This is a genomic window from Geminocystis sp. NIES-3709 (genome assembly GCF_001548115.1).
Classification (GTDB): domain Bacteria; phylum Cyanobacteriota; class Cyanobacteriia; order Cyanobacteriales; family Cyanobacteriaceae; genus Geminocystis.
In genome coordinates, this window is sequence record NZ_AP014821.1 from 3,600,609 (window position 1) to 3,621,560 (window position 20,952).

At 31.8% G+C, this 20,952-nt stretch carries 18 protein-coding genes and 1 tRNA gene; 4 read left to right on the top strand and 15 right to left on the bottom strand.

Translation table 11 applies throughout. The features are described 5' to 3' along the window. Nucleotides 1–7 precede the first annotated feature (7 nt). Both GM3709_RS15300 and GM3709_RS15305 read right to left on the bottom strand, forming a co-directional pair. A complete protein-coding gene (locus GM3709_RS15300) occupies nucleotides 8–868 on the bottom strand; it encodes a tRNA (5-methylaminomethyl-2-thiouridine)(34)-methyltransferase MnmD (RefSeq protein ID WP_066120965.1) in 861 nt (286 codons plus the stop codon). A gap of 100 nt (nucleotides 869–968) precedes the next feature. Then, the gene (locus GM3709_RS15305; RefSeq protein ID WP_066120967.1) at nucleotides 969–1,526 is read right to left on the bottom strand and encodes a nucleoside monophosphate kinase; all 558 of its coding nucleotides are present in this window, start codon (nucleotides 1,524–1,526) and stop codon (nucleotides 969–971) included. Nucleotides 1,527–1,689: 163 nt separating this feature from the next. On the opposite strand from GM3709_RS15305, the gene lpxB reads away from it, so the two are divergent. Next, nucleotides 1,690–2,859: a lipid-A-disaccharide synthase gene (gene lpxB, locus GM3709_RS15310; RefSeq protein WP_066120969.1), complete on the top strand. Its 1,170-nt coding sequence runs from the start codon at nucleotides 1,690–1,692 to the stop codon at nucleotides 2,857–2,859. 325 nt (nucleotides 2,860–3,184) lie between these two features. On the opposite strand, the gene GM3709_RS15320 is transcribed toward lpxB, so the two are convergent. Continuing rightward, on the bottom strand, nucleotides 3,185–4,528 hold the full coding sequence (locus GM3709_RS15320) for a TldD/PmbA family protein (RefSeq protein ID WP_066120973.1): 1,344 nt from the start codon (nucleotides 4,526–4,528) through the stop codon (nucleotides 3,185–3,187). Nucleotides 4,529–4,841: 313 nt separating this feature from the next. Next, the gene (locus tag GM3709_RS15325; RefSeq protein WP_066120975.1) at nucleotides 4,842–5,333 is read right to left on the bottom strand and encodes a hypothetical protein; all 492 of its coding nucleotides are present in this window, start codon (nucleotides 5,331–5,333) and stop codon (nucleotides 4,842–4,844) included. A gap of 130 nt (nucleotides 5,334–5,463) precedes the next feature. On the opposite strand from GM3709_RS15325, the gene GM3709_RS15330 reads away from it, so the two are divergent. Continuing rightward, a tRNA-Asn gene (locus GM3709_RS15330) sits at nucleotides 5,464–5,535 on the top strand. A 138-nt stretch (nucleotides 5,536–5,673) separates the two neighbouring features. Here the strand turns inward: GM3709_RS15330 and GM3709_RS15335 are convergent. The 11 genes from GM3709_RS15335 to GM3709_RS15385 all read right to left on the bottom strand — a co-directional run bounded on the left by GM3709_RS15335 (nucleotide 5,674) and on the right by GM3709_RS15385 (nucleotide 17,867). Continuing rightward, the gene (locus GM3709_RS15335; RefSeq protein WP_066120977.1) at nucleotides 5,674–6,846 is read right to left on the bottom strand and encodes a glycosyltransferase; all 1,173 of its coding nucleotides are present in this window, start codon (nucleotides 6,844–6,846) and stop codon (nucleotides 5,674–5,676) included. A 25-nt stretch (nucleotides 6,847–6,871) separates the two neighbouring features. Further along, nucleotides 6,872–8,275, bottom strand: coding sequence for a hypothetical protein (locus GM3709_RS15340; RefSeq protein WP_066120979.1), 1,404 nt, complete (start codon nucleotides 8,273–8,275; stop codon nucleotides 6,872–6,874). A gap of 10 nt (nucleotides 8,276–8,285) precedes the next feature. Further along, on the bottom strand, nucleotides 8,286–9,488 hold the full coding sequence (locus tag GM3709_RS15345) for a glycosyltransferase family 4 protein (RefSeq protein ID WP_066120981.1): 1,203 nt from the start codon (nucleotides 9,486–9,488) through the stop codon (nucleotides 8,286–8,288). Then, entirely contained in the window at nucleotides 9,485–10,465 is a 981-nt protein-coding gene (locus GM3709_RS15350) for a glycosyltransferase (protein ID WP_197671848.1), read from the bottom strand. Before GM3709_RS15350 ends, GM3709_RS15345 begins: the two co-directional genes overlap by 4 nt. 37 nt (nucleotides 10,466–10,502) lie before the next feature. Then, entirely contained in the window at nucleotides 10,503–11,432 is a 930-nt protein-coding gene (locus GM3709_RS15355) for an FkbM family methyltransferase (RefSeq protein WP_066120984.1), read from the bottom strand. A gap of 11 nt (nucleotides 11,433–11,443) precedes the next feature. Then, complete coding sequence (locus tag GM3709_RS15360) at nucleotides 11,444–12,619, bottom strand: glycosyltransferase family 4 protein (RefSeq protein ID WP_066120986.1); 1,176 nt, start codon at nucleotides 12,617–12,619, stop codon at nucleotides 11,444–11,446. Nucleotides 12,620–12,673: 54 nt separating this feature from the next. Further along, nucleotides 12,674–13,801: a glycosyltransferase gene (locus tag GM3709_RS15365; RefSeq protein WP_066120988.1), complete on the bottom strand. Its 1,128-nt coding sequence runs from the start codon at nucleotides 13,799–13,801 to the stop codon at nucleotides 12,674–12,676. A 48-nt stretch (nucleotides 13,802–13,849) separates the two neighbouring features. Then, on the bottom strand, nucleotides 13,850–14,668 hold the full coding sequence (locus GM3709_RS15370; RefSeq protein WP_066120990.1) for an FkbM family methyltransferase: 819 nt from the start codon (nucleotides 14,666–14,668) through the stop codon (nucleotides 13,850–13,852). A gap of 101 nt (nucleotides 14,669–14,769) precedes the next feature. Then, nucleotides 14,770–15,597, bottom strand: a complete 828-nt coding sequence (locus GM3709_RS15375; RefSeq protein WP_066120992.1) for an FkbM family methyltransferase — start codon at nucleotides 15,595–15,597, stop codon at nucleotides 14,770–14,772. A 174-nt stretch (nucleotides 15,598–15,771) separates the two neighbouring features. Then, complete coding sequence (locus GM3709_RS15380; protein ID WP_066120994.1) at nucleotides 15,772–16,500, bottom strand: class I SAM-dependent methyltransferase; 729 nt, start codon at nucleotides 16,498–16,500, stop codon at nucleotides 15,772–15,774. A 44-nt stretch (nucleotides 16,501–16,544) separates the two neighbouring features. Continuing rightward, nucleotides 16,545–17,867: a glycosyltransferase gene (locus tag GM3709_RS15385; protein WP_066120996.1), complete on the bottom strand. Its 1,323-nt coding sequence runs from the start codon at nucleotides 17,865–17,867 to the stop codon at nucleotides 16,545–16,547. A gap of 297 nt (nucleotides 17,868–18,164) precedes the next feature. Between GM3709_RS15385 and GM3709_RS15390 the strand changes: the two genes are divergently transcribed. Further along, nucleotides 18,165–18,608 carry a hypothetical protein gene (locus GM3709_RS15390; protein WP_255359665.1) on the top strand — a complete coding sequence of 148 codons (444 nt, stop codon included), beginning with the start codon at nucleotides 18,165–18,167 and terminating at the stop codon, nucleotides 18,606–18,608. Between the two features lie 51 nt (nucleotides 18,609–18,659). After that, complete coding sequence (gene dnaG / locus GM3709_RS15395) at nucleotides 18,660–20,570, top strand: DNA primase (protein WP_082713022.1); 1,911 nt, start codon at nucleotides 18,660–18,662, stop codon at nucleotides 20,568–20,570. Nucleotides 20,571–20,952: the final 382 nt, after the last annotated feature.

Sequence of the window (20,952 nt, forward strand, 5' to 3'; positions counted from 1 at the left end):
AGAAAATTTATGAAAACCAACGTTTTTTCCATTGGCTAGTAGGTTCTAATATACTAATAGACTGTTCTTTTTCTCTACGAGATATGATCATTTCTGCGGTATCTTGAAAAGTATAATCTCGAAAAGGAATTGCCGCACGAGTTTGTAAATGTTCCAGTTCCATCTGTGTTAAAGGTGATAATGGTTGAAGTCCTTTTGTTGCAATAGTTCCCGGAGATCTTCTTCCCACAGAAAGATTATTGCCAATGGTGAAACCAGCTAGTTGAAAAGCCTTACGCACCCCCGCCGAACAAGAATAAGTAGCAATGATCCCATTTTGATTTAAACTCTTACTCACCAGAGATAGAAATTCTACAGTCCATAATTGAGGACATTTAGGAGGAGAAAAAGGATCGAGGAATATAGCATCAGCTTGGAAATTTTCAGCTACTAATGTTTGTATTGTTTGTCTTGCATCTCCTATCAATAATCGCATTTTTATTAAAGGTAAATTAACTTTTTTTTCTGCTAATAATTGGGTTAAAATTTTAATAATATCTGATGACCAATGATGTAATAAATTATTTTTTATGGCTTGATAAGGTACAGTTTCGTCTAATTCTAAGGCAATAATTTCGATTGAACATTGAGAATTGAGTTTAATAATATAATCTAATGCTGCTGCTGTATTATAGCCTAAGCCATAGCAAACATCAAGAATTTTAATACTATTTTTTTGATTAATTTTTTCAGCAATTTGACAACCTTGAATGTAAGTAATTTCTGCTTCAGTTTTAGCACCATATTTAGTGTGAAATGTCTCCCCAAATTGTGAAGAATAAAAAGTTTCCGAACCATCCGCAGTTATTATTGTTTCAAAAAATGTCATGTTATCTAAGTTTTTGTCTTACCTAAATTCAATGTGTTAAATATTCTTTAAATTTCCCTAATTTATCACCTTAAATAATTTTAGTTAAATTCTCTAAAAATTAAATTGTTTTAGTTTTATTAAATATCTCTTGTTCTATTTGCTCGATCGAGTTTTCACCAGATACAGTAATAAGATTATGTTTATATTCATAGTATTCTAATATAGGAGTTGTTCGCTGTTTAAATAACTCAATTCTTTTTTGAAGAATATCTAATTTATCGTCAATATTTCCTCGACTTAATGAGCGTTGAATCATAGTTTCTTCACTCACATTTAAGTAAATAGCATAGTTAATTTTTTGATCTAAATCATCTAATAAAAAATCTAATTCTTCTGCTTGAAATGCAGTACGAGGATAACCTTCTAAAACCCAACCTTTAGCCGCATCATCTTGTAAAAGACGCTTTCTCATAAATTCAATCATCATTCTATCAGGAACTAATTCCCCTTTTTCTACATATTCTTTTGCTTTTTTTCCTAAATCATCATCAGAAATGATCGCACTACGCAAAATATTTCCAGTAGAAATGATGGTAATATCAAGATCTTGAGCAATTTTTAAGGCTTGAGTACCCTTTCCTGAACCCGGACCACCTAACATAATCAATCTAACCATAAATTATTGCTAATGAAAAATAATATCTGATAAATTGTATCTAAAACCTTTGCATCTTTGTGTCTTTCCAAGAAAATACCCCCTTCAATTGTTAATCTTTATAAGATCAACTATCAACCACAAATTAAGGTAAAATCAATGATGTTTTACAGTAGAGATCGCTATGCGGATATTTGTTAGTACCGGAGAAGTATCAGGAGACTTACAAGGAGGATTATTAGTTCAAGCGCTTTATCGAGAAGCCGAAAAACAGCATCTATCCTTACAAGTGGAAGGCTTAGGAGGGGAAAAAATGCGATCGAATGGTGCTAATATTATTGCTGATACTACGGCTATCGGTTCTGTTGGATTGTTAGAATCTTTACCTTTCATTATTCCTACATGGCAAATTCAAAAAAAAGCAAAACAATATTTGGAAAATAATTTACCTGATGTTATTGTTTTAATTGATTATTTAGGCCCTAATTTGACCATTGCATCTTATCTCAAAAAAAAATATCCAAAAATCCCCATAATTTGGTATATAAGTCCTCAATTTTGGGTTTGGACACCAAGAAAACAAGATCTTGATCGATTAATAGCTGTTACCGACAAATTACTTGCTATTTTTCCTGAAGAAGCTAAATTTTATCAAGAAAAAGGATTAAATAGTACTTATGTAGGACATCCTTTAGTCGATCGAATGAAAAATGCACCCAAAAGAGAAATTGCGAGAGAAAAATTAGGTATTAAAGAAGAAGAAAAAATGATTCTTTTATTACCCGCATCTCGTCAACAAGAGCTAAAATATTTATTACCAGTAATGTTAGAAACTGCTCAAAAAATTCAAAAAATAATGCCGTTAGCTAAGTTTTTTTTACCAATTTCTTTACCTAAATATCGAGAAAAAATTGAAAAATTAATTAATCAATATGACGTAAAAATTAATCTTTTTGAAGGAGAAACTTTAGATGTTTTAGCCGGAGCAGATTTAGCCATAACCAAATCAGGTACAGTAAATTTAGAATTAGGATTATTAAAAATTCCTCAAGTTGTAATCTATAAAGTTAATCCTTTCACTATATCGATCGCTCGTAAAATTTTACGTTTTTCAATACCTTTCATGTCTCCAGTTAATCTTGTCCTAATGGAAGAAATTGTTCCTGAATTATTGCAAGAAAAGGCAACTTCTCAAAATATTTTTAATCTTTCTCTAGAGTTATTATTTAATCTCGATCAACAGGAAAAATTAAAATTAAACTATGAGAAAATGATCCAAACTTTAGACAATGGTGTTGATTCAGTAAGTGATAAAGTTGCCCAAGAAATCCTACAAATTAATAACAGCTTTTAAGGAAAATATTAAAATAATAAAAGGAATTAATAGAAAAATTAATCCTAAAAAAGGATTTCCACTCATACTAAAAGCAAAAGATAAAACACCAAATAAATAAATTAAAAATCCAAATAAAACAAAGCACATTAACACTAAAAATAATTTAAGTAATCTCATGTTTTTATATTTTTTTTAGAAAATTTTGAGCCGTTATAAAAAAAAGATTAATTTTATTTAATACAAAGAAAAAAATGAGTAGATAGGGAAAAATTGTCAATTATTTTTTTCCCCTTAGAAAGGGGACACTTTAAACCCTGAATGGATCAATTATCAATTGGGAAAATTAAGATTGTCCAGTAATGGAAAGACTATCTACCCAAATACGAGGACAAACACCACTAGGAGTAATTTCCGGTTTTTCCTCCACAAAAACGATCGATTTTAAGACTTCCAGAAAATCTCCAGCAACAGTAGCAGCCTCAATACTCACTTTTTCTCCTTTATTGACTAACCAACCATCAAAAGGTAGAGAAAATGAACCTTGTAAGGAATTAACTCCAGCGTGTAAGGCTTGAAGATCGTCAATTAAAATAACATTTTCAACACTATCTAAACTATATTCTGTGGTGGGTTGTTGTCCACGAAAAACATGATAATAGTTTGGACTAATACCAACTTTTGCTCCGATACTAGCATGACCTGTTGGTTTTGCATCCATTCTTTTAGCAGTGACACTACTATGTAAAAAATTCACTAAAATTCCGTTTTCGATAATAGGTAAGTTACAAGTAGGTGTACCTTCTCCATCAAAAGTTTCTGCACTTATATTTCCCTCATGTAAAGCATTATCACTTACTGATAGCAAAGGAGAAGCAATTTGTTGCCCTAGCGATTCGGGAGTAGAAAGGCTTTGTTTATCAAGAATATTTTGAGCATTGTAAAGGTTACTGAATGCACCGAGAAGACTTAAAAAGGCTTCAGGAGAAAAAACTATTCGATATTTTCCTGATTTGATAGGTTGGTAATCGAGGTGACTCAGGGTTTTTTCAACAGTTTCCTGAAAACAACCGTTAATGTCTAATTTTTCAAGAGTATTCGCTACCTGATACGCTCCTCCACTACGGGGTTTACGGTTTTCTTGTTCCGTGGTGGTGTATAAATAAATGGATGCAAACGATCGAGTTTCTTCCCTTAACGCACCTTCACTATTAAGATAAAATTTTTCGATTTCTTGTTCTGCTAATCCATTATAAGGAACAGAGGCGATCGCTTCATGGGAATTTAATAAATCCTGTTCAATTTTCAATAACTTCTCAATTAACTCCGAAGCAGGAGAAGGATTACCCAATTCAGTCGTAACCGTAGGTAAAGGAGATTTAGCTTCCGTACTAAAATCAGGAACATGATCTGTAACACCAAAATAACTGGCTTCGAGGGCAGTTTTCAAAGCTAATTCAATGCCCACAGGATCAACATCCGTCGTTGAAGTTACTCCAATTTGTTGTTTTTCATTCCAAACTCTAACAATAACACTTGATTTTTGAGATGCTTTAACCTGTTTTGGTTCACCTTGAAACACTTGTACGCTAGTTTGGTCAACCCCCGAACCATAGATGTCAAATTTTATAATTCCTAATTGAGAGGCTTTATCTTTAGCGGTTTGTGCGATCGTCTGAACTTTTGACATGGTAGTAGTTAATTTAGATTAAAGAACTTTTGACATAATTATTTTATTGTAAAAGACAAATGCTTCAAAATACGTTGTACTCAAAGCACCTAACAAACCTCTAATGGCATTAGGCTTTATCACAGAATCAACAAAAATTGAAAGCCAATACCAAACTACACCATTAATAAATAATTAAAACCACAATTAATAATTTAACAAAAGTTGGCTCTTTTATTTTTTCATAAAATGCTGGTAATTAAAACGATTACCAATAGTTCTACATAAATAAATTTTTAACACGATGGCAACCTTATACATTTTGCGATCGAGTCTAATTGACTTCCAAATGTAAAACATAATGACCAAGATTAAGACGATTACTCCACAATTCATATTCAATTCTCAGAGACTCAGGGATTGATTTCCCTTTTAAAGTAAAATTTCGAGTAAAATTGTGCAAATAAATACTATTACTGGGTTTTTCTCCTTCTTCATTATCGTTGAGCCAATAACGAGTTTTGCCATATATTCCTTTCTCCCAATAATGACGATAGTTAACGCCATTTTTGCTTTGTTGAGTCATAATTACCCTAAAAGGTGAAATCTCCAACCAAATTAAGTTTTTTTGGCTTTCTTCTCCTTCTTCCGTGGGAAAATAAAAATTGGTATCATCGGTAATTTTACTAAATTCTACATTGTTCAATACAATATGAAATCTACCATTATCTCTTTGATATAATGTGGCGATCGCATCTAAATGGACTAAAATCTCCAAATTAGTCGAAAGATAAGAAAGCGATATGTTACGATGTTCGGTCAACATAGATCAACCTCTAAACTTGTTACCTCTAGCATAGATCGAAATGATAAATATTAATAGTATTGACGGAAAAAAATTAAAACGCCTATTGCTTTTTTTTAAATCCCTTGCTATAATAATTAAATGTGAGCAATCCTCGATAGCTCAGTGGTAGAGCGGTCGGCTGTTAACCGATTGGTCGTAGGTTCGAATCCTACTCGGGGAGTAATAATATAATCTTTTAATTGAGCTAAGACTCTTATTTAAAGTTCTCTAAGTAATCTCACCAAGATAACTTATTGTGTTTTAATATCGTTTCTTAAGTCAGTATAGATTGTTTGAGGTGATTTATACTTGCTTAATTTCAATTTTCCGTAACATTAGATAAATAACCATCTAAAGTTTTTTTGAATTTATCGAAACCGTATATTTCAATAACTTTTTCCCTCAACTTTTGGGGATGGTACATTAAAGGGTGATCATAATTCCCCTGTAAAATGGAAATTAAAGTCGTAGCAATTTCCTCAATATCATCGGGATTAACTAATGCTCCCAATTCCCCATGACATAAGGCATCGATCGCTGCATCTTGATTACCACCTAATGTGGGCTTACCACAAGCTAAAGCCTCCAAATAAACAATCCCAAAACCTTCTCCTTTACTGGGCATTGCAAACATATCACAAAGATTGTAATGATCACACAGTTCCTCATCAGAAACAAATCCAGTTAAAGTTACATAACTTTCCAAATTCAAATCCCTAATCAATTTCTTGATACGAGATAAATCATCTCCCTTTCCCACTAATATGTAATGAACATGAGGAATAACTTTGATAATTGTCGGTAAACATTGAATAATTTTATCAAACCCCTTATATTGCTCACTAGAAGAAAGACGAGCGACGGTTAAAATAATCAGTTGTTGAGGTTTAAGTTGATAACGTTCCAGTAAATAATCGGGTTTAATTGCTATTTTAAATTTTTCCGCATCAAAAGTATTCGGAAGAACAACTATTGTGTCGGGATTAAGACTCTGTTCTTTAATTAATCGCTCTCGTGTATAGTTACTGACAGCTAAAATTAAATTAGCGTTTTTAAGGGCTTTTTGTAATCTAGGATTACTAACGTTCCAAGCCTCAATTCCATGAGCAACAATCCAATAAGAAATACCTGTCCATCGTTTTAAATGATATGCGACAGGAGTAAAATTAAGGTGAGTAGAGATAATTAAATTGGGCTTTTTTAATATTCCCCAGACAAAAAGTTGCAAAGCAAAAACTAAAGTTCTTAGAGAAATTAAAATCTTTCCTGTATAGTGAAACTTTATGTTACTTATGGGATTAAAATAAGACGGAGTTTTTTTGTCATGTTTTATAAATAATTCATAATTAGTATTAGGAAGACAATTTTGTATCGCTTCAACAAAAAATATTGAGTAAGTTTGTATTCCGCCTTTACATTCAAATAGTTTAGGAATCCATATATGTAGAAAAGAAAAATGTTTTTGAACTAACCTTAAAGTTTTGCTGTTCATTCTGTTTATATCGCTATACTGTTTTTCAAAAATTTTCTTGCTTACTATTTATTTGTTTATGACTAGAGTCCAAATTATTAAGAACTGTTATATTTTTCTGTGGTTTGATGATAAATTTTTTCATTATTACAACTAACACAACAGATGCGGCCGAAGAAGCTGTTATCTCAGTTAATGATCCTCCCGGTTGCAGTAATACCATTCCGGGTAAAAACCATGAAGTGTATCCAAGCCAATCTCCATTTATTAAATAAGATCCCGCCGCCATATCAATAATTCTAATAACGATTCCCATGACTAAAAAACCAACAAAAACACCCACAGAGCCGAAGTTAATATAAAATTCTAAAACTTGTCCAACACCTACACTGGTATTATCTGCAAATTTTTGACCTGTAAAAGAAGAAACCAGATTCCCACTACCGGCAAAAATAGGTTTATCTGGCCATAGAAGACGGGGAATAGGTGAGATAAATGCTTCCCACAGTGTTTCACCAAAAGCAAATGTGGCTTGTCCATCGTTTATATATTCTACTGCTTTACCAACTAATCCATTTTGATTAAGTCGAGTATCGATCGCTTCTAAATGTCGTTGATTATAAAAATCGATAATTTCAAAATTACTGAAGGTATTGACCATTTTTTCATATCTCGATTCAATACTTTGATTTCCCCAAACGATCGCTCTAATTTCTCCTCTATCTCTCATATAGGTAACATAAACGGATAAACCAAAAATAAACACCAAAAGGCCAATAAGGACTGTATGCCATTTCGGACGATAAAAACTCGATACAAAAATCAAAATAATTAAACTGGCGGAAGCACCATAACCAATAAAGCCTAAAAGATTAATCGTAATAATAGGCAAAATACAACTAACTCCGATCCAAAATAAAAGTTGTTTTTTATTTCCTAGATACCACGATCGCCAACAAGCTAAACAGAGTGCCACCACACATAAATAAATTCCCGAAGTCGAAAATCCTTGTAATCCTTGAATCTTGACAATATTAGGACTTATGAAAAAGAAAAATAATAATCCTATTTTCAATAGTTTTGTGGGTAGTTTTAAATCAGGCTTTTGAGGAATTAGTTTCAGCCATCTCGGTTTGATAAGTGTTACTAACCAATATGCTAATATTATACTACCTATACCAAAGCCAATGACTCCATATACGCTTTGAATAAATCCTGTGGACACCTGAGTATAGTTAGCTCCAGATTGAATTAAATATGCACTTTTAGCTTCATACCAAGGCAAAGCATAAATTAATCCTCCCACAAAATGAATCATGGATAAGTTTAATAAATAAGCAAAGGGTAAACCAACACTGGGAACTTTTTGACTCCACTGGCTAGAAAGAATGGATATACAGATCCCTATCCAAATTACTAACCAGATTATTAAGTCGGAGCGATTTTCCATTGAATTATGTTTATTTTTGAGTTAAATAATTTTCTATTGTTTTACTAAAATCAACAGCTACGTCTGACCAATCTCTTGGTTGAAAATTTTGATATACTTTTGTTACCATTTCTGATAATTCTTGACGATGGCCATGACACCATTGTAACTTTTCAACAAAAGCAGAAGAATTATGAATGGGTAATATCCAACCTGTTTCATTTTCTACGATAATATCTGGTGCACAACAGTTAGTTGTAGCTAAAATTGGTAAACCTCCCGCCTGAGCTTGGGATAACACCACAGCATAACCATCTTCGATCGTTGTAAAAATAAATATATCAGCATTATGATAAAATTCTTTGAGTTCTGACTCTGGTTGTCGATCGATAAAATCAATATACTTGTTATTTTGTTGAAATAAACAATATCCGTCGGATGTAATTCCACCTACAAATTGAAATTGGAAATTACTACTAGCATTTTTAGCAATTTTAACAAAATCGATAACACCTTTTCGTAATGAAAAAGTACCAACCATTAAAACTTTTAAAGGTTTTCCTGATAAAATTCTTTGACAACGAGCTTCAATAATTTCTATATCTGGACGAAAGACACTTAATTGAGCACCGAGGGGAAGAATTTTTAATTTATGGGGTGGAAATCCTTGTTCGATAAAAGATTTATAGGCAAAACTTGACAGTACTAATATTCGATCGGCTAACTGATATTCTATTTCTTCTCTTTGAATAATCCAATCATTAGGTTGATCAATTTCGATCGATTGATTTAACAGTTTATTAGCTCGGATTTCTTCTTCTACTAACAGTTGTTTTTGTACTTTAATGTGAGAAGAACCTCTGACTAAAAATTTGATAGTAGTATCAGGAATAGCTTTAAATAACTCTTCCGCAATGCCACTAAAGCAATGAATGGCATCGTAATTTTCTTTTATTATAATTTTGGTAGCCCATCGAGAAAACAAAGGAGAAAAGAAAAAATCAAAACTATCAATAGGTAAAACTTGAGTTAATTTATGAAAAATACGAGTGAGAATACCATGAAGCAAGAAAGTTTTCACATATTGTGGGGGGATGCCAAATTTTTCGACGATGTTTTTAGGATAATTGGTAAATAAAGTTATGTCATGGCCTTGTTGAATTAATTCTCTAGCTAAGTCAAAAGCATAAAAACGACCATGAACTACGATCGCTATTTTTAGTTTACTTTTCATAATTCCAACATAGTTTTTAAACGATCGCCATAAGTATAATGTCCTTGAGTAATTAGTAAATGAGCATTTTTAGCTAATCTTTGACGCTCTTGATCATGATCTAATAACCAACGAGTTTTTTCCAACATTTCCGAAATGGTTTTAAAATAAAGAACTGCATCTCCTTCCTTGCCAAAGATTTCTCTATGTTCTTGAGTATCTTCTGTTAACATACAACCACCAATAGCGGGAACTTCAAAAGTTCGCATACAGTTACCATCACGATTTGCTCTTCTGACTAAGCACAAGGATATTTTAGCACCAACAATCGCAGATCTCAGAGTGGGAATATCTGCATGACCTAAATTATACGCTTTTGTTTCGGGATATTTTTCCCAATAACTGCCATACAAAGCTAAATTAATTCCAGATTTTATTAAAGCATTAATATAAGGAACTCGATCGTTATCAGCACCACCAGCAAAAACAACATCTGCTTGATATTTTTGTTGCTCAATACTTGTTAATATTTCAGGATAAAATAAATCGGGATCATAACCAAAGGATAAATATCTTACATCTTTACATCCCATTTCCGTTAAATCATTAATATTGCCACGTCTTGGAGTAAAAATAACGTCATAATGGGATAAACATTTAAAAAACCAAGGGGGATAATGAGCCCGATTCCAAGGATCATCGGTGAGAAAATTAATACGCTTAATCCCTAAATCCCCTATCTTTTGTAAAACTTGAGCATTTACTGGAGCAATTCCTGTTGTTAAAATCCAATAAGGTTGAAAATCAATACATTTTTGTAATACATTTTGACTGAAACTATTTAGTCTTGAAGGATATTTTTCTCGCAGATGCCAATTAATTTGTTTGATTAATTTGGGTGCTTGATAGGCTAAAGATGAATTAATCAATTTAGATTCGAGGTTTAAATTTTTGGCTACTTTAAAAAAAGCCTCCCCAAGATGTGTGATATTAGACAAACCAATAATCAGTAATTTCACGAAATTTTTTTCTTTATTAAGGAAGTATTTCTACTAAGAGTTGCTTAAATTTGTTCGGTACTAAAAGTAATGTTCCCCAAATACCTTCTGGATTAGGAAATGTATCATGTACTTCCGTAACCCATTTTCGATTATTAAGCCTATAAACTTGATAATTATGACGTAATACTAAATCACTAATCGCTTTATCTTCATCTGGAATATGAGATTCTATCAATAAAATTGGTTGACTTTCATTAATGCAACGATCGCAACCTTTCAGAGCAAATACCCCCCCACCTTCAATATCCATTTTAATAAAATCGGGTGTTTTATGAGGTTCTTGCCCATAGCAAAAATCATCCAATGTAGTGCATTTAACTACTATTTTCTCGGTCATGTTAATGTCTTTATCTGAACCTGCGGCCCATTCTTGATTAAGAGATGAACAATGATGATGAGATGCCATGAAAAATTCAACACTTCCCACTTGATCTGAACAGGCAAGTTCAACAACATCAATATTGTTGAAGAGATTTAATTTAATATTAGATTTTAACTTATCCTTGACTTGAGGAGATGGTTCAAAAGAATAAATCACAGAATCTAGAGAAATATTTTTAGCAAACCAAAGAGAGTAAATCCCGATATTCGCACCAATGTCATACACTGTTATTTCTTTATTCTTTAAATTTAGTGTTTCAAAAACTTTCGATAAAATCTCAAACGTCTCTGTATCCCATAATCCGAGAATAGCATGATAGTTTATTTGTCTATCATAAATAAGTTTTAATCCCCGTAATTGACCGAAAATCAGAGGATATGTTTTACCTTCTTGATAATAAAGAGACAAAATATTTCTTAAAAAACTGGAGTTGAATTTTAAATGTTTAATATCCCTTATTTTTTGTTTAATATTTAGCATTTTAGACTTCGGTAGAGAAAGATTTTTTTGTAAAGAATTCATTATTAGTTATCTCATTTTAAAATAAAATCATAGGAGATAGCTATTCCCTCGGCCGCTTTTGCCACAGAATAATGACTAACTTGTTCTTGACATTTTTCTAGTGTATCTACTCGATCGCATAAGTCCAAACTATTTTTTATCATTTGAGTCAGACTATCAAGGCAATCTGTTTCAAAAGTATAACCCGTTATATCTGATTTAATTAAATCCGAAGCACATCCTACCGCTCGGGACACAACACAAGGTAATCCATGATGCAACGCTTCATTAACAACTAACCCCCAAGTTTCAGAATAACGACTAGGAAGTATTAATATATCTGAACAATGATAATACTTACTCAATTGAGTTTGATTCTGAAAACCTAGAAAATGAGTTTTTGTATAGGATGAGCTACGAGCTTGTTTTTCTAACTCTCCTCTTAATTCACCATCTCCTAAAAATAATATAACTAACTGTTTTTGAATCTCTTGAGGTAATTTTTGAATGGCTGGTAAAATTAAATCCACTCCTTTTCGATAACTTAATTTACCTGAAAATAGCAAAACCTTCTGATTTTCTTGAATACCTAAATTATGTCGTGTATTACTTCTTAATAATTGACGATCGATTTTACTAAGTTTAAATGATCGAGTATCAACACAATAAGGAGAAAAAATCAATTTTTCATCTTCTACCCCTAATCGTTGAAAATGCCTTCGAGAATTGTTACCAATATATAATAATTTAGAACAATTACTGTACAGGAAAGATAAAGTTCGGCCGCGCAACCAAGATTTGATCGAATTTCTTTTCATGGCAAAATCCGTTGTCTCTGCCCGAAATAGAATGGGAATGTTTAATTTCCAACTGTGATAAAAAGCACTTTTATACAAAGCATGATTATAACCCGTAATTAAAACAGCTTTTGGCTTGATTTCCCGTAACAATTTTGCTAATCCTCTTGAAGAAACATCATCAAAAGATTTAGCACCTCCAGTTTTGACATTAGATAAAAATTGCGATGAATAGCCTGAAAGTAAGTCTATATCCCAAGCAAATTGTGTGCCAAATTCCTTATCTTTATATCCTGATATACTAAAATCAGAACCGTAAATCACTGTCATAGGAATACCTATATCAGTACTTAAAGTTTGATATACAGGCGATCGATATTGAATGGGATGAGTTTCTATAATAGCCAACATAAACTTATTATTTTTGGTTTTTTTAGCTAATAGCTTATAGATAATAGCTTATATTCAAAGTTGATTTTTAACTAACTCAAATTGAGTTTCATAGTTCCACTCATCTAAAATTTTTTGTTGTCCTTTTTCTCCCATTGTTTTCGTTTCGAGCGGATGTTGTGAATACCATTGTATAGTTTTAACGACACTATCTATATCTTCAGGATTACAGGCTAAACCATAACCAGTTTTAACATACATCTGTTGCCAGTCTGGTAAATCTGAAACTATTAAGGGCAAACCACAGGCTAAGTAATCAAAAGGCTTATTAGAAGCACCTGTCATGGGTTGCATCGTGGGTTTAATGAATAACGATAAGCCAATATCACATTTACTACACGATTCAAGTAATTCTGAGCGTTGAGAGAATGTTCCGACATACTGAATACGATCGCCTATACCCATTGTATTTGCCAATGTTTGTAGTTCTTGTACATAACCCTGATGTCCGATTGTTTCATATCCGGCTATTCTGAGCTTGATATTTTTTTGTAATTTTGCCATTGCTTTAATCACAGTCATCGGGAGTTGAGAAGGAACTATAGAACCATGATACCAAAGCCATAATTCATTTTTTTGAGTGAATGAATCAGTATCAGATACTTCCTGTCGGCGAGGACAATTCCAAACACAAAAGATTTGTTTGTCTGTTGTCGTTTCTAAGGCAAATTTATTAACTCTGTCTTGATTCGGTAAAATGCAGAATTTAGCTCGATAGGCTAACTTAACTCTTGCTTGTAAACACCAATTTATAAATAAACTGTCGGAGGTTGTAGTTGGAGAATCATGCTCATGATAAATAACCTTAACTTGCGGAAAAAAAGTTAACAGATATGCGATCGGACAAATTAAAATATCTGAAGCATATATCCATTGAGGTTGCCAACGTAGCACGGATATAAAGATCCAAAAACAAAACCTTATATAATGCAACTTTTGCCGCCAACCTGCCTCACAAAAAGGGATTTGATAAATAGTTATATTTGGATGAGCTGGAAATTTCAAAGCATCTGCACCTGACGCTCCAGTACCTAAAAATAGAATTTTCCAACCTTCTTTTGCTAATATTTGGGAACTATGCTCTAAGGGAGGATAACCGGCGGGGTTAGTGTATTGAATATATAAAATGCGATTTTGCTTCATTAGAAATCGTTAAATTTATATAGTTTATAATACTATTTTGAGTAGTTTTTAAAAACTAATGATTTTTTTTGCGATAATTTCACCCCACCATGTAATTTGTCTTGGAGACGTGCCATCTAAAGTAAAAACTTCATAATCATATTTTGATAATAAATTTAATAGTGTATTCCACGATGTACCCACCTTTTCCCAGGCAAAAGGATGAACCTCTATATAAATAAGTCGAGGACTTTGATGCTTATTTGAAAGTATCTGATGACAACCTTCAAGCACTTTTTCTTCATAACCTTCAACATCAATTTTCACAATATCTACTTTTGGTTCCTGAAAATACTCGTCTAACGATACACAATGAACAGATATAGTTTCTGAGGAGTAAGTTTCTTGAATAGAAGATTGACTATTTCGTCCTGATTGAAAATTAACGATCGATTGTTTATCGGCTACTGCCATATTAATAGGCTCGACTATATCTTCAACTAAATTTAAACTAATATGGGACTTCAAACTTTGAAAATTTATGGGATCTGGTTCAAAGGCAAAAACTTTTCCATGTGTTCCAACTCGCTTACCTATGGCGATCGCATATAACCCGATATAACTTCCTACATCTACAACTTTGTCACCAACTTTAATATTGTTCATAAGATGATGCCAAACATCCGGTTCATAAATTTCTGAAACGCCCCTAAATTCTGGCAACACTAATATTTTATCTCTACCGTTAATGTTACGTTGTAAACCATTTTTTCCATATACTTCAATAAATCTGTTATATAAAGGACGGACAAAATTCCAAAAACGATAATTATTGTTTAAATATTTACTATGTCTTAAACCAGTGCTAAGTTTTTCGAGAACGTTCATATCTTTTTTATAGAAAGTATTTTGAATTTAACACATCTAAGGAATAGTGTAGCTATTTTGTTTTGTTCGGAGCTATGAAAATCCATTCAGATGTCTCTAGCTTATATATCCCAATTACACTTGCTACTTAAATTACCCAGAGATTTTAGTTCTGTTTCTGCTCCTATTAGATGATATATACATTGATCATTTACTTTTGTGAGAATATAACCAGAACTATATAGTTGATTATGAATTTCATTACACTTATCTTTTCCACATATCATTGGATGATATTCCAAAGCAATAAATTCAATTATCTGTTTTTGAAGGGTTTTTGTTGCTCCTGCAAATACTAAATGCTCGGCACCTTCACAATCTACTTTCATTAACCGAACTCGATCGATTAAATTTTTTTCAAAAAACTGATCCAAAGTAATAGTCGGTACAGTTTCTTTAAACGTTCCAAATTTCCAATGACGAAATAAACTACTAGCACCAGTATTCGTAGAAGGCCTTAAGAATAATTCCACCTCCCCAGCTTGATTAGAAATTGCCACAGGATATAAATTAATATTATTGCTTTTATTAATCTTGATATTTTCTGAAATAATTTCCTGTAATCTACTCTGAGGTTCAATACAATAAACTTTACCTTTTTGAACTAATGATGAAGCAATTACCGAGAAATATCCTTCATTTCCACCAATATCTAAAAAATTATCATTAGGACGTAGAAGCAATTCTAGCAGTTTTGTCATCTGAGATTCATACATCCCCTCAGACAATAATGTGAAGCCAAAAACGGAAACTGGATCAGCAAAAAAAATATAACCTGTTGTAGTTGCAATGTTCTTTCGCTTAATTTGTAAAATCTGCTTAACAATATGACCTAATTGAGCTGGACGAATGCGAAGTAATACTTGATAGTATTTGATGCTGTAATTCATTTTTTCCTTTCAGAGTTAATCATATGTCAATAATGGAGAATTGAGAATTATCAACTGTCAACTGTACATTGTTCATTGTTGCCAAATTAGTATGCCTTAAAACAGTGTTAAGTTGTTTCATCATATTTTCTATCTTTTATTAAACAAAGTTTTGTTTTCATAAAATATTATTTATTATTTAATGCCTAAAAGAGCGATACTATCTGAATTTTTGTATAAATTGGCTCCTTTTGTATTTGATGTATTCAGAAGATGAACAGTTTTACAGTTCCTACGAATATAGTTAAAATCGTTAAAAACAGAATAGGAGTACGCGAGTCCATCTCCTTCAGAAATTGTATAACCTTTACCTTTTGTCTTAATAAAATCCGCTAAAGGCCATAAACCCAAAAAGTTGAAACTTTGCTTTAAAGTCCTCGACAAAAAAGTACCTTGTCCAAAATTGTTGCCATCAGAAATAAAAATTGCTTTTTTCGATACTCTCAACATTTCTTCAATGACTAACCTAGGAGTTTTTATATGATGAAGAATTCCAAAACAGCAAACAATATCAAATGAATTATCCTCAAAATCAAGTGATAAGCCATTTCCCTCAATTAAATCTTTTTCGGATATACCTTTAGAGTAACCAATTTCTCGTAATTCTTTGACTGGTTCAACTCCTTTAATCCTAATACTAGGACATCTTTGATTAATATAACTCACCGTTCTTCCGGTTCCTGCACCCACATCAAGAACAGATTGAGCATCTAAAAACCCTATTGCCCCTAACATAAAAGTTAATGCAAAGTAATGGACATCTTTTTCGTGTAGATGGAATTGATCATAATTTTGTGCCGTTTGTCGATAATAAGAACGTTGGATTTCTTCTTCTGATGCTGAGTTTTGCTCAAATTTAAACATCTGTTAGTTTATTGGATTGATTAAATTGTTTTAAATTTAACACATCAGGTAATTAGGGTACGATAAATTAATTTCATTCTATCTGCGACTAAACTCATTTGAGGGGGAGGATTGATCCCAGATTTCAAGGTATTTAGTTTATTCCTATTATCACAAAGTTCTCCTATTACTGTTGTCCACGATCGAATTGAATTGGCTTCTACGAGTAAACCATTAACATCATGTTTGATTAATTCAGCTATTCCACCTAAATTAGAACCAATAACAGGAACTTTTGCGGCAAAGGCTTCTAAAATTACCATAGGCCCAGTTTCTAACCATTGAGAGGGTACCGCCAACAAATCATATTCTTTCATTGTTTCTACTACCATGTTTGAAGATACGGGATTTTTGAGGGTTATTCGATCGTCTTTTTGGACTAAATCTTCAATATTATTTTCATAAAGACTAGAAAATTCAGATTGAGAAATTCCGTAAATATCTAAAGTTACATTAAGTTTCGGTTCTGCCATTAATGCCTCAATAAGAATATCAATTCCTTTGGTGGGATCAATACGACCAAAAAACACTAACCGTAAGGGTTTATTTTGTTCATTTCCAACGGATTGTCTTAAATCTTCTCGAATTTCTTGACATAATCCTTGTCGAATAACAGTAATCTTATCCGAAGGAACTTGGTTAATAATTAAGATATTTTTCACCCAATCACACACGGCAATAATATGATCAACTTCTTTCATCAACGATCGAAAGGCTTGAGAACGACAATTAACTAATTCTTTCATTTGTAAAGCTGTCCAGATACCACCACTCAAGTTTATTTGAGTTAAAGTTTTACTGACGATAGACGGTAAATAGGTAATAATGTTGGCAATATTTCGATTCACACCTAATCCTTGTAAAGTACAAGCTGTACATTTAGATAATTGTATTTCACCATCACAGACTTGAGTACCCCATTGTAATAAAGTTCCCCGTTGACAACTAACCGTAGGGGTATGATAAGTAAAAATAACAGGGATTTTTCTCGATTTTGCTAGTTTCACCATGCGTAATGAGACACCACGAGTAAAAGCATGAAAGTGAATTAAATCTGGTTGTTCTTGATCTAATATTTTCCCAAATTCTATTACTCCAAGACGATCGCCTTCTCCATAAATTTCTTTTAAATACTTAATCTCTGAAGATATAGCAAAACGTCTAATGGATAATTGGTTATAAGTGTAAGATTGATTATTAAAAGAGGGTGCTGCAATAATATTAGTGATTCCTTGTTTACTTAATTCCCTTGCTAACGCTTCTACATAAACTTCTGTACCACCCATCGCATCTGGGTAAAAGCAGAAAGGAAGATGGATGATTTTCATATCAAATAAATTGAGAGTATTTTGACAAAATAACTTAATTTTAGGTTGTATCTGACATTCTAGGATAAAAGCAACTGCGACTATTAATAAAATTCATAAAAACATCCTGAATACAAATCAGAACTTACGTAACTATTGATTCTCAAGGGTTAAGAACAAAAAGCCTCCCCCCATACTGAGAGTTTGGGAAAGCAAAAAAAACTATTTTTGCAAAAGTTCTACAGTTTAGCTTAGAGGGATTTTACCCACATGAATCGATCGAAAAGGGGAATTTAACCCTTTTTTTCTCTTCTAATTATGGTTGATAATATAAACTATGGAAATTCTTTAGGTTTTGATGGGAGTAGAGAGATGGAATATGTGTACTTTTTGCCAAATGCTAGTTTAACTTTAAGAGTAATTGATTATGTAGAAACAATGGTTTTTCTTAAGAATGCTTCTCTAACAATTATTCATCAACTTAATGGGTGGGTTGTTAGAATTAAAACTCCTTATGTTTTATCTAAAAGTGAAGATGTTAATATTAAGGCTTTTTTGTCAGAATTGGGTATGAGTTTTAATTTAGGTGTCCGTTTAGAGATGGTTTTTTGGAGTTTGGATATAGGTGATTCCCCTATCGAGGTAATGCGTAATTATAGAGTTGCGATCATATCTCATGGAAGACCAAACTGTTCTATTATTGAAAGTTTTCGCCAAGAATTTATCAAAGGTTTAGGGTACAGACCAGAAACTTTAGCTTAAGAAAATGATAAGATCCAATGTGAAGTTGTTAATTTTGGTCATGTCATTGTAGTGGAAAATATTAGTCTGCATCCTGATACGATCGCGGAAGTAAAGGATAGAGTTAATTTAGTTGAGGTAGTATCAGATTATGTAGTGATGCAAAAAAAAGGACGAGATTTTGTCGGTTTATGTCCTTTTCATGACGAAAAAACCCCTAGTTTCACCGTAAATCAGAGTAAACAATTATATTATTGTTTTGGCTGTGGTGCTGGGGGTGGTGCGATTAAATTTTTGATGGAAATAGGAAAACAGTCTTTTCGAGAGGTAATTTTTAATTTAGCCCAAAGGTATCAAATTCCTGTTAAAACATTAGCCCTTCAAGATCAACAAGAAATTCAACAACAAATATCTTTAAGAGATCAACTTTATGAAATTTTAGCCGTCGCTAATAATTTTTATCAACATAGTTTACAACAAAAAGAAGGAGAAAAAGCCTTAAATTATCTCCTGCTCGATCGACATTTATCTTTAGAAAATATCCAAAAATTCCAGCTTGGTTATGCACCTAATGGTTGGCAAACATTATATAATTATTTAGTCGAAATTAAGCATTATCCTGTGATATTAGTAGAACAAGCAGGATTGATTAAAAAAAAGTCAAAAGGAGAGGGTTATATTGATTATTTTCGCGATCGATTAATGATTCCGATACAAGATTCTCAAGGAAGAATTATTGCTTTTGGTGCGAGAAGTTTAGACGGTAGTGAGCCTAAATATTTGAACTCTCCTGAAACTAATTTATTCTCTAAAAGTAAGACTTTATTTGCTCTTAATTTTGCTCAAAAAAATATTATCAAACAAGATCAAGTAATCGTTGTTGAGGGTTATTTTGATGCGATCGCTCTTCATATTTATGGTGTAGAAAATGTAGTTGCAGTATTAGGAACAGCTTTAACAGAACAACACATAAAACAACTGTCTCGTTATACAGAGTCAAAAGAAATTATCCTTAATTTTGATGCTGATAAAGCAGGTTTAAAAGCCACAGAACGAGCTATAAAAGAAGTCGAAAATTTAGTTTATAGTGGTCAATTAAAGTTAAAAATATTAACTATTCCCAACGGAAAAGATGCTGATGAATTTATACGATCAAATGTAGAATCTTGTGAAAAATATCAAGAATTAATCAAACAAGCTCCTTTATGGTTAGATTGGCAAATTCAACAATTATTAAATACGAAAGATTTACATAATAGTGGAGATTATGAATTAGCTTTTCAAAGTATTGTCAAATTAATTAATAAAATTAGTAATAATGCTACTAAAGATTATTATTTAACCTATTGTGCAGAAATATTAACAAACAAAAAAAGTCAATATGCGAACTTTAATAGTGAAGATTTAAAAAAAGTATATCAAAGTTTAAGATTAGCCACCAAATATAAAAATCAAGAACATAAAAAATCTTTCTCAAAACTTGGTAAATCTTCCCAAAATAATCAAGTAGAACAAGCAGAATTTTTATTACTTCTAATTTATCTTCATTGTCCAGATTATCGAGAAATAATTATGGATGAGTTAGATAATAAAGATTTAGTATTTACTTTAAAATCTTATCGTTTTTTATGGCAACAAATTCATCAAATTTTTTCTAATATAAACGACAATAACGATCCTAATTCTTTATTGGTAACGGTACAAGAAAATATGATAAATTATCCTGATTTTTCTAAACAACTAACTCATCTATTTAACCTTAGTGAAAATTATCAACAAGTTTTATTCCAACCAGAACATATTATTCGAGGCTCGATCGCTTGTTTAGAAACGGTAAAACTAGATAAATATAAACAGTATTGTCAACAACAATTATCTAAATTAAATCAAGAAACAGACTTGACAAAAATGACTTTTTACTATCAAGAAATAATTAGCACTGAAAATCAACTTAAACAACTTAAATCCCTTAGATTTGAATAAACTAAATAAAAAAATTATTAGATTGATTATAAATATTTTTATCACTATAATATTCTTATATGATTTGTAAAAAAATAAAAATTTAATTCTTCTCTCTTGAAAATAGTTAGGATGATAAAAATTCTGATAAATAATTTAGGATTGCAATATATTTTTAACCTGAGTTTGATGTAAAAAAATCTTGAAAAATAAAGCTTTAATAGTAGTAACTAAACAAATTTTCTTCCTAACAAATCATTAAATTTAGTAAATACTTATCGAAAATCAATTTAAATAATGTGTAACAATACCTTCGCCAAAAAAAGACCATAAAAAGTTGTCCGTGTCAAATTTTTTTGTCACAGAAATTAATTTTTTTATTTTTTTTGGTAACAAGAGAGAG

Excerpts from the sequence above, each read along its gene's own strand:
- lpxB (WP_066120969.1), top strand. The coding sequence starts at position 1,690 with ATGCGGATATTTGTTAGTACCGGAGAAGTATCAGGAGACTTACAAGGA.
- GM3709_RS15340 (WP_066120979.1), bottom strand. The coding sequence starts at position 8,275 with ATGGAAAATCGCTCCGACTTAATAATCTGGTTAGTAATTTGGATAGGG.
- GM3709_RS15390 (WP_255359665.1), top strand. The coding sequence starts at position 18,165 with ATGGTTGATAATATAAACTATGGAAATTCTTTAGGTTTTGATGGGAGT.
- GM3709_RS15375 (WP_066120992.1), bottom strand. The coding sequence starts at position 15,597 with ATGAATTACAGCATCAAATACTATCAAGTATTACTTCGCATTCGTCCA.
- GM3709_RS15335 (WP_066120977.1), bottom strand. The coding sequence starts at position 6,846 with ATGAACAGCAAAACTTTAAGGTTAGTTCAAAAACATTTTTCTTTTCTA.
- GM3709_RS15380 (WP_066120994.1), bottom strand. The coding sequence starts at position 16,500 with ATGTTTAAATTTGAGCAAAACTCAGCATCAGAAGAAGAAATCCAACGT.
- GM3709_RS15365 (WP_066120988.1), bottom strand. The coding sequence starts at position 13,801 with ATGAAGCAAAATCGCATTTTATATATTCAATACACTAACCCCGCCGGT.
- GM3709_RS15345 (WP_066120981.1), bottom strand. The coding sequence starts at position 9,488 with ATGAAAAGTAAACTAAAAATAGCGATCGTAGTTCATGGTCGTTTTTAT.
- GM3709_RS15385 (WP_066120996.1), bottom strand. The coding sequence starts at position 17,867 with ATGAAAATCATCCATCTTCCTTTCTGCTTTTACCCAGATGCGATGGGT.
- GM3709_RS15355 (WP_066120984.1), bottom strand. The coding sequence starts at position 11,432 with ATGAATTCTTTACAAAAAAATCTTTCTCTACCGAAGTCTAAAATGCTA.
- GM3709_RS15300 (WP_066120965.1), bottom strand. The coding sequence starts at position 868 with ATGACATTTTTTGAAACAATAATAACTGCGGATGGTTCGGAAACTTTT.
- GM3709_RS15325 (WP_066120975.1), bottom strand. The coding sequence starts at position 5,333 with ATGTTGACCGAACATCGTAACATATCGCTTTCTTATCTTTCGACTAAT.
- GM3709_RS15360 (WP_066120986.1), bottom strand. The coding sequence starts at position 12,619 with ATGTTGGCTATTATAGAAACTCATCCCATTCAATATCGATCGCCTGTA.
- GM3709_RS15305 (WP_066120967.1), bottom strand. The coding sequence starts at position 1,526 with ATGGTTAGATTGATTATGTTAGGTGGTCCGGGTTCAGGAAAGGGTACT.
- GM3709_RS15320 (WP_066120973.1), bottom strand. The coding sequence starts at position 4,528 with ATGTCAAAAGTTCAGACGATCGCACAAACCGCTAAAGATAAAGCCTCT.
- GM3709_RS15370 (WP_066120990.1), bottom strand. The coding sequence starts at position 14,668 with ATGAACGTTCTCGAAAAACTTAGCACTGGTTTAAGACATAGTAAATAT.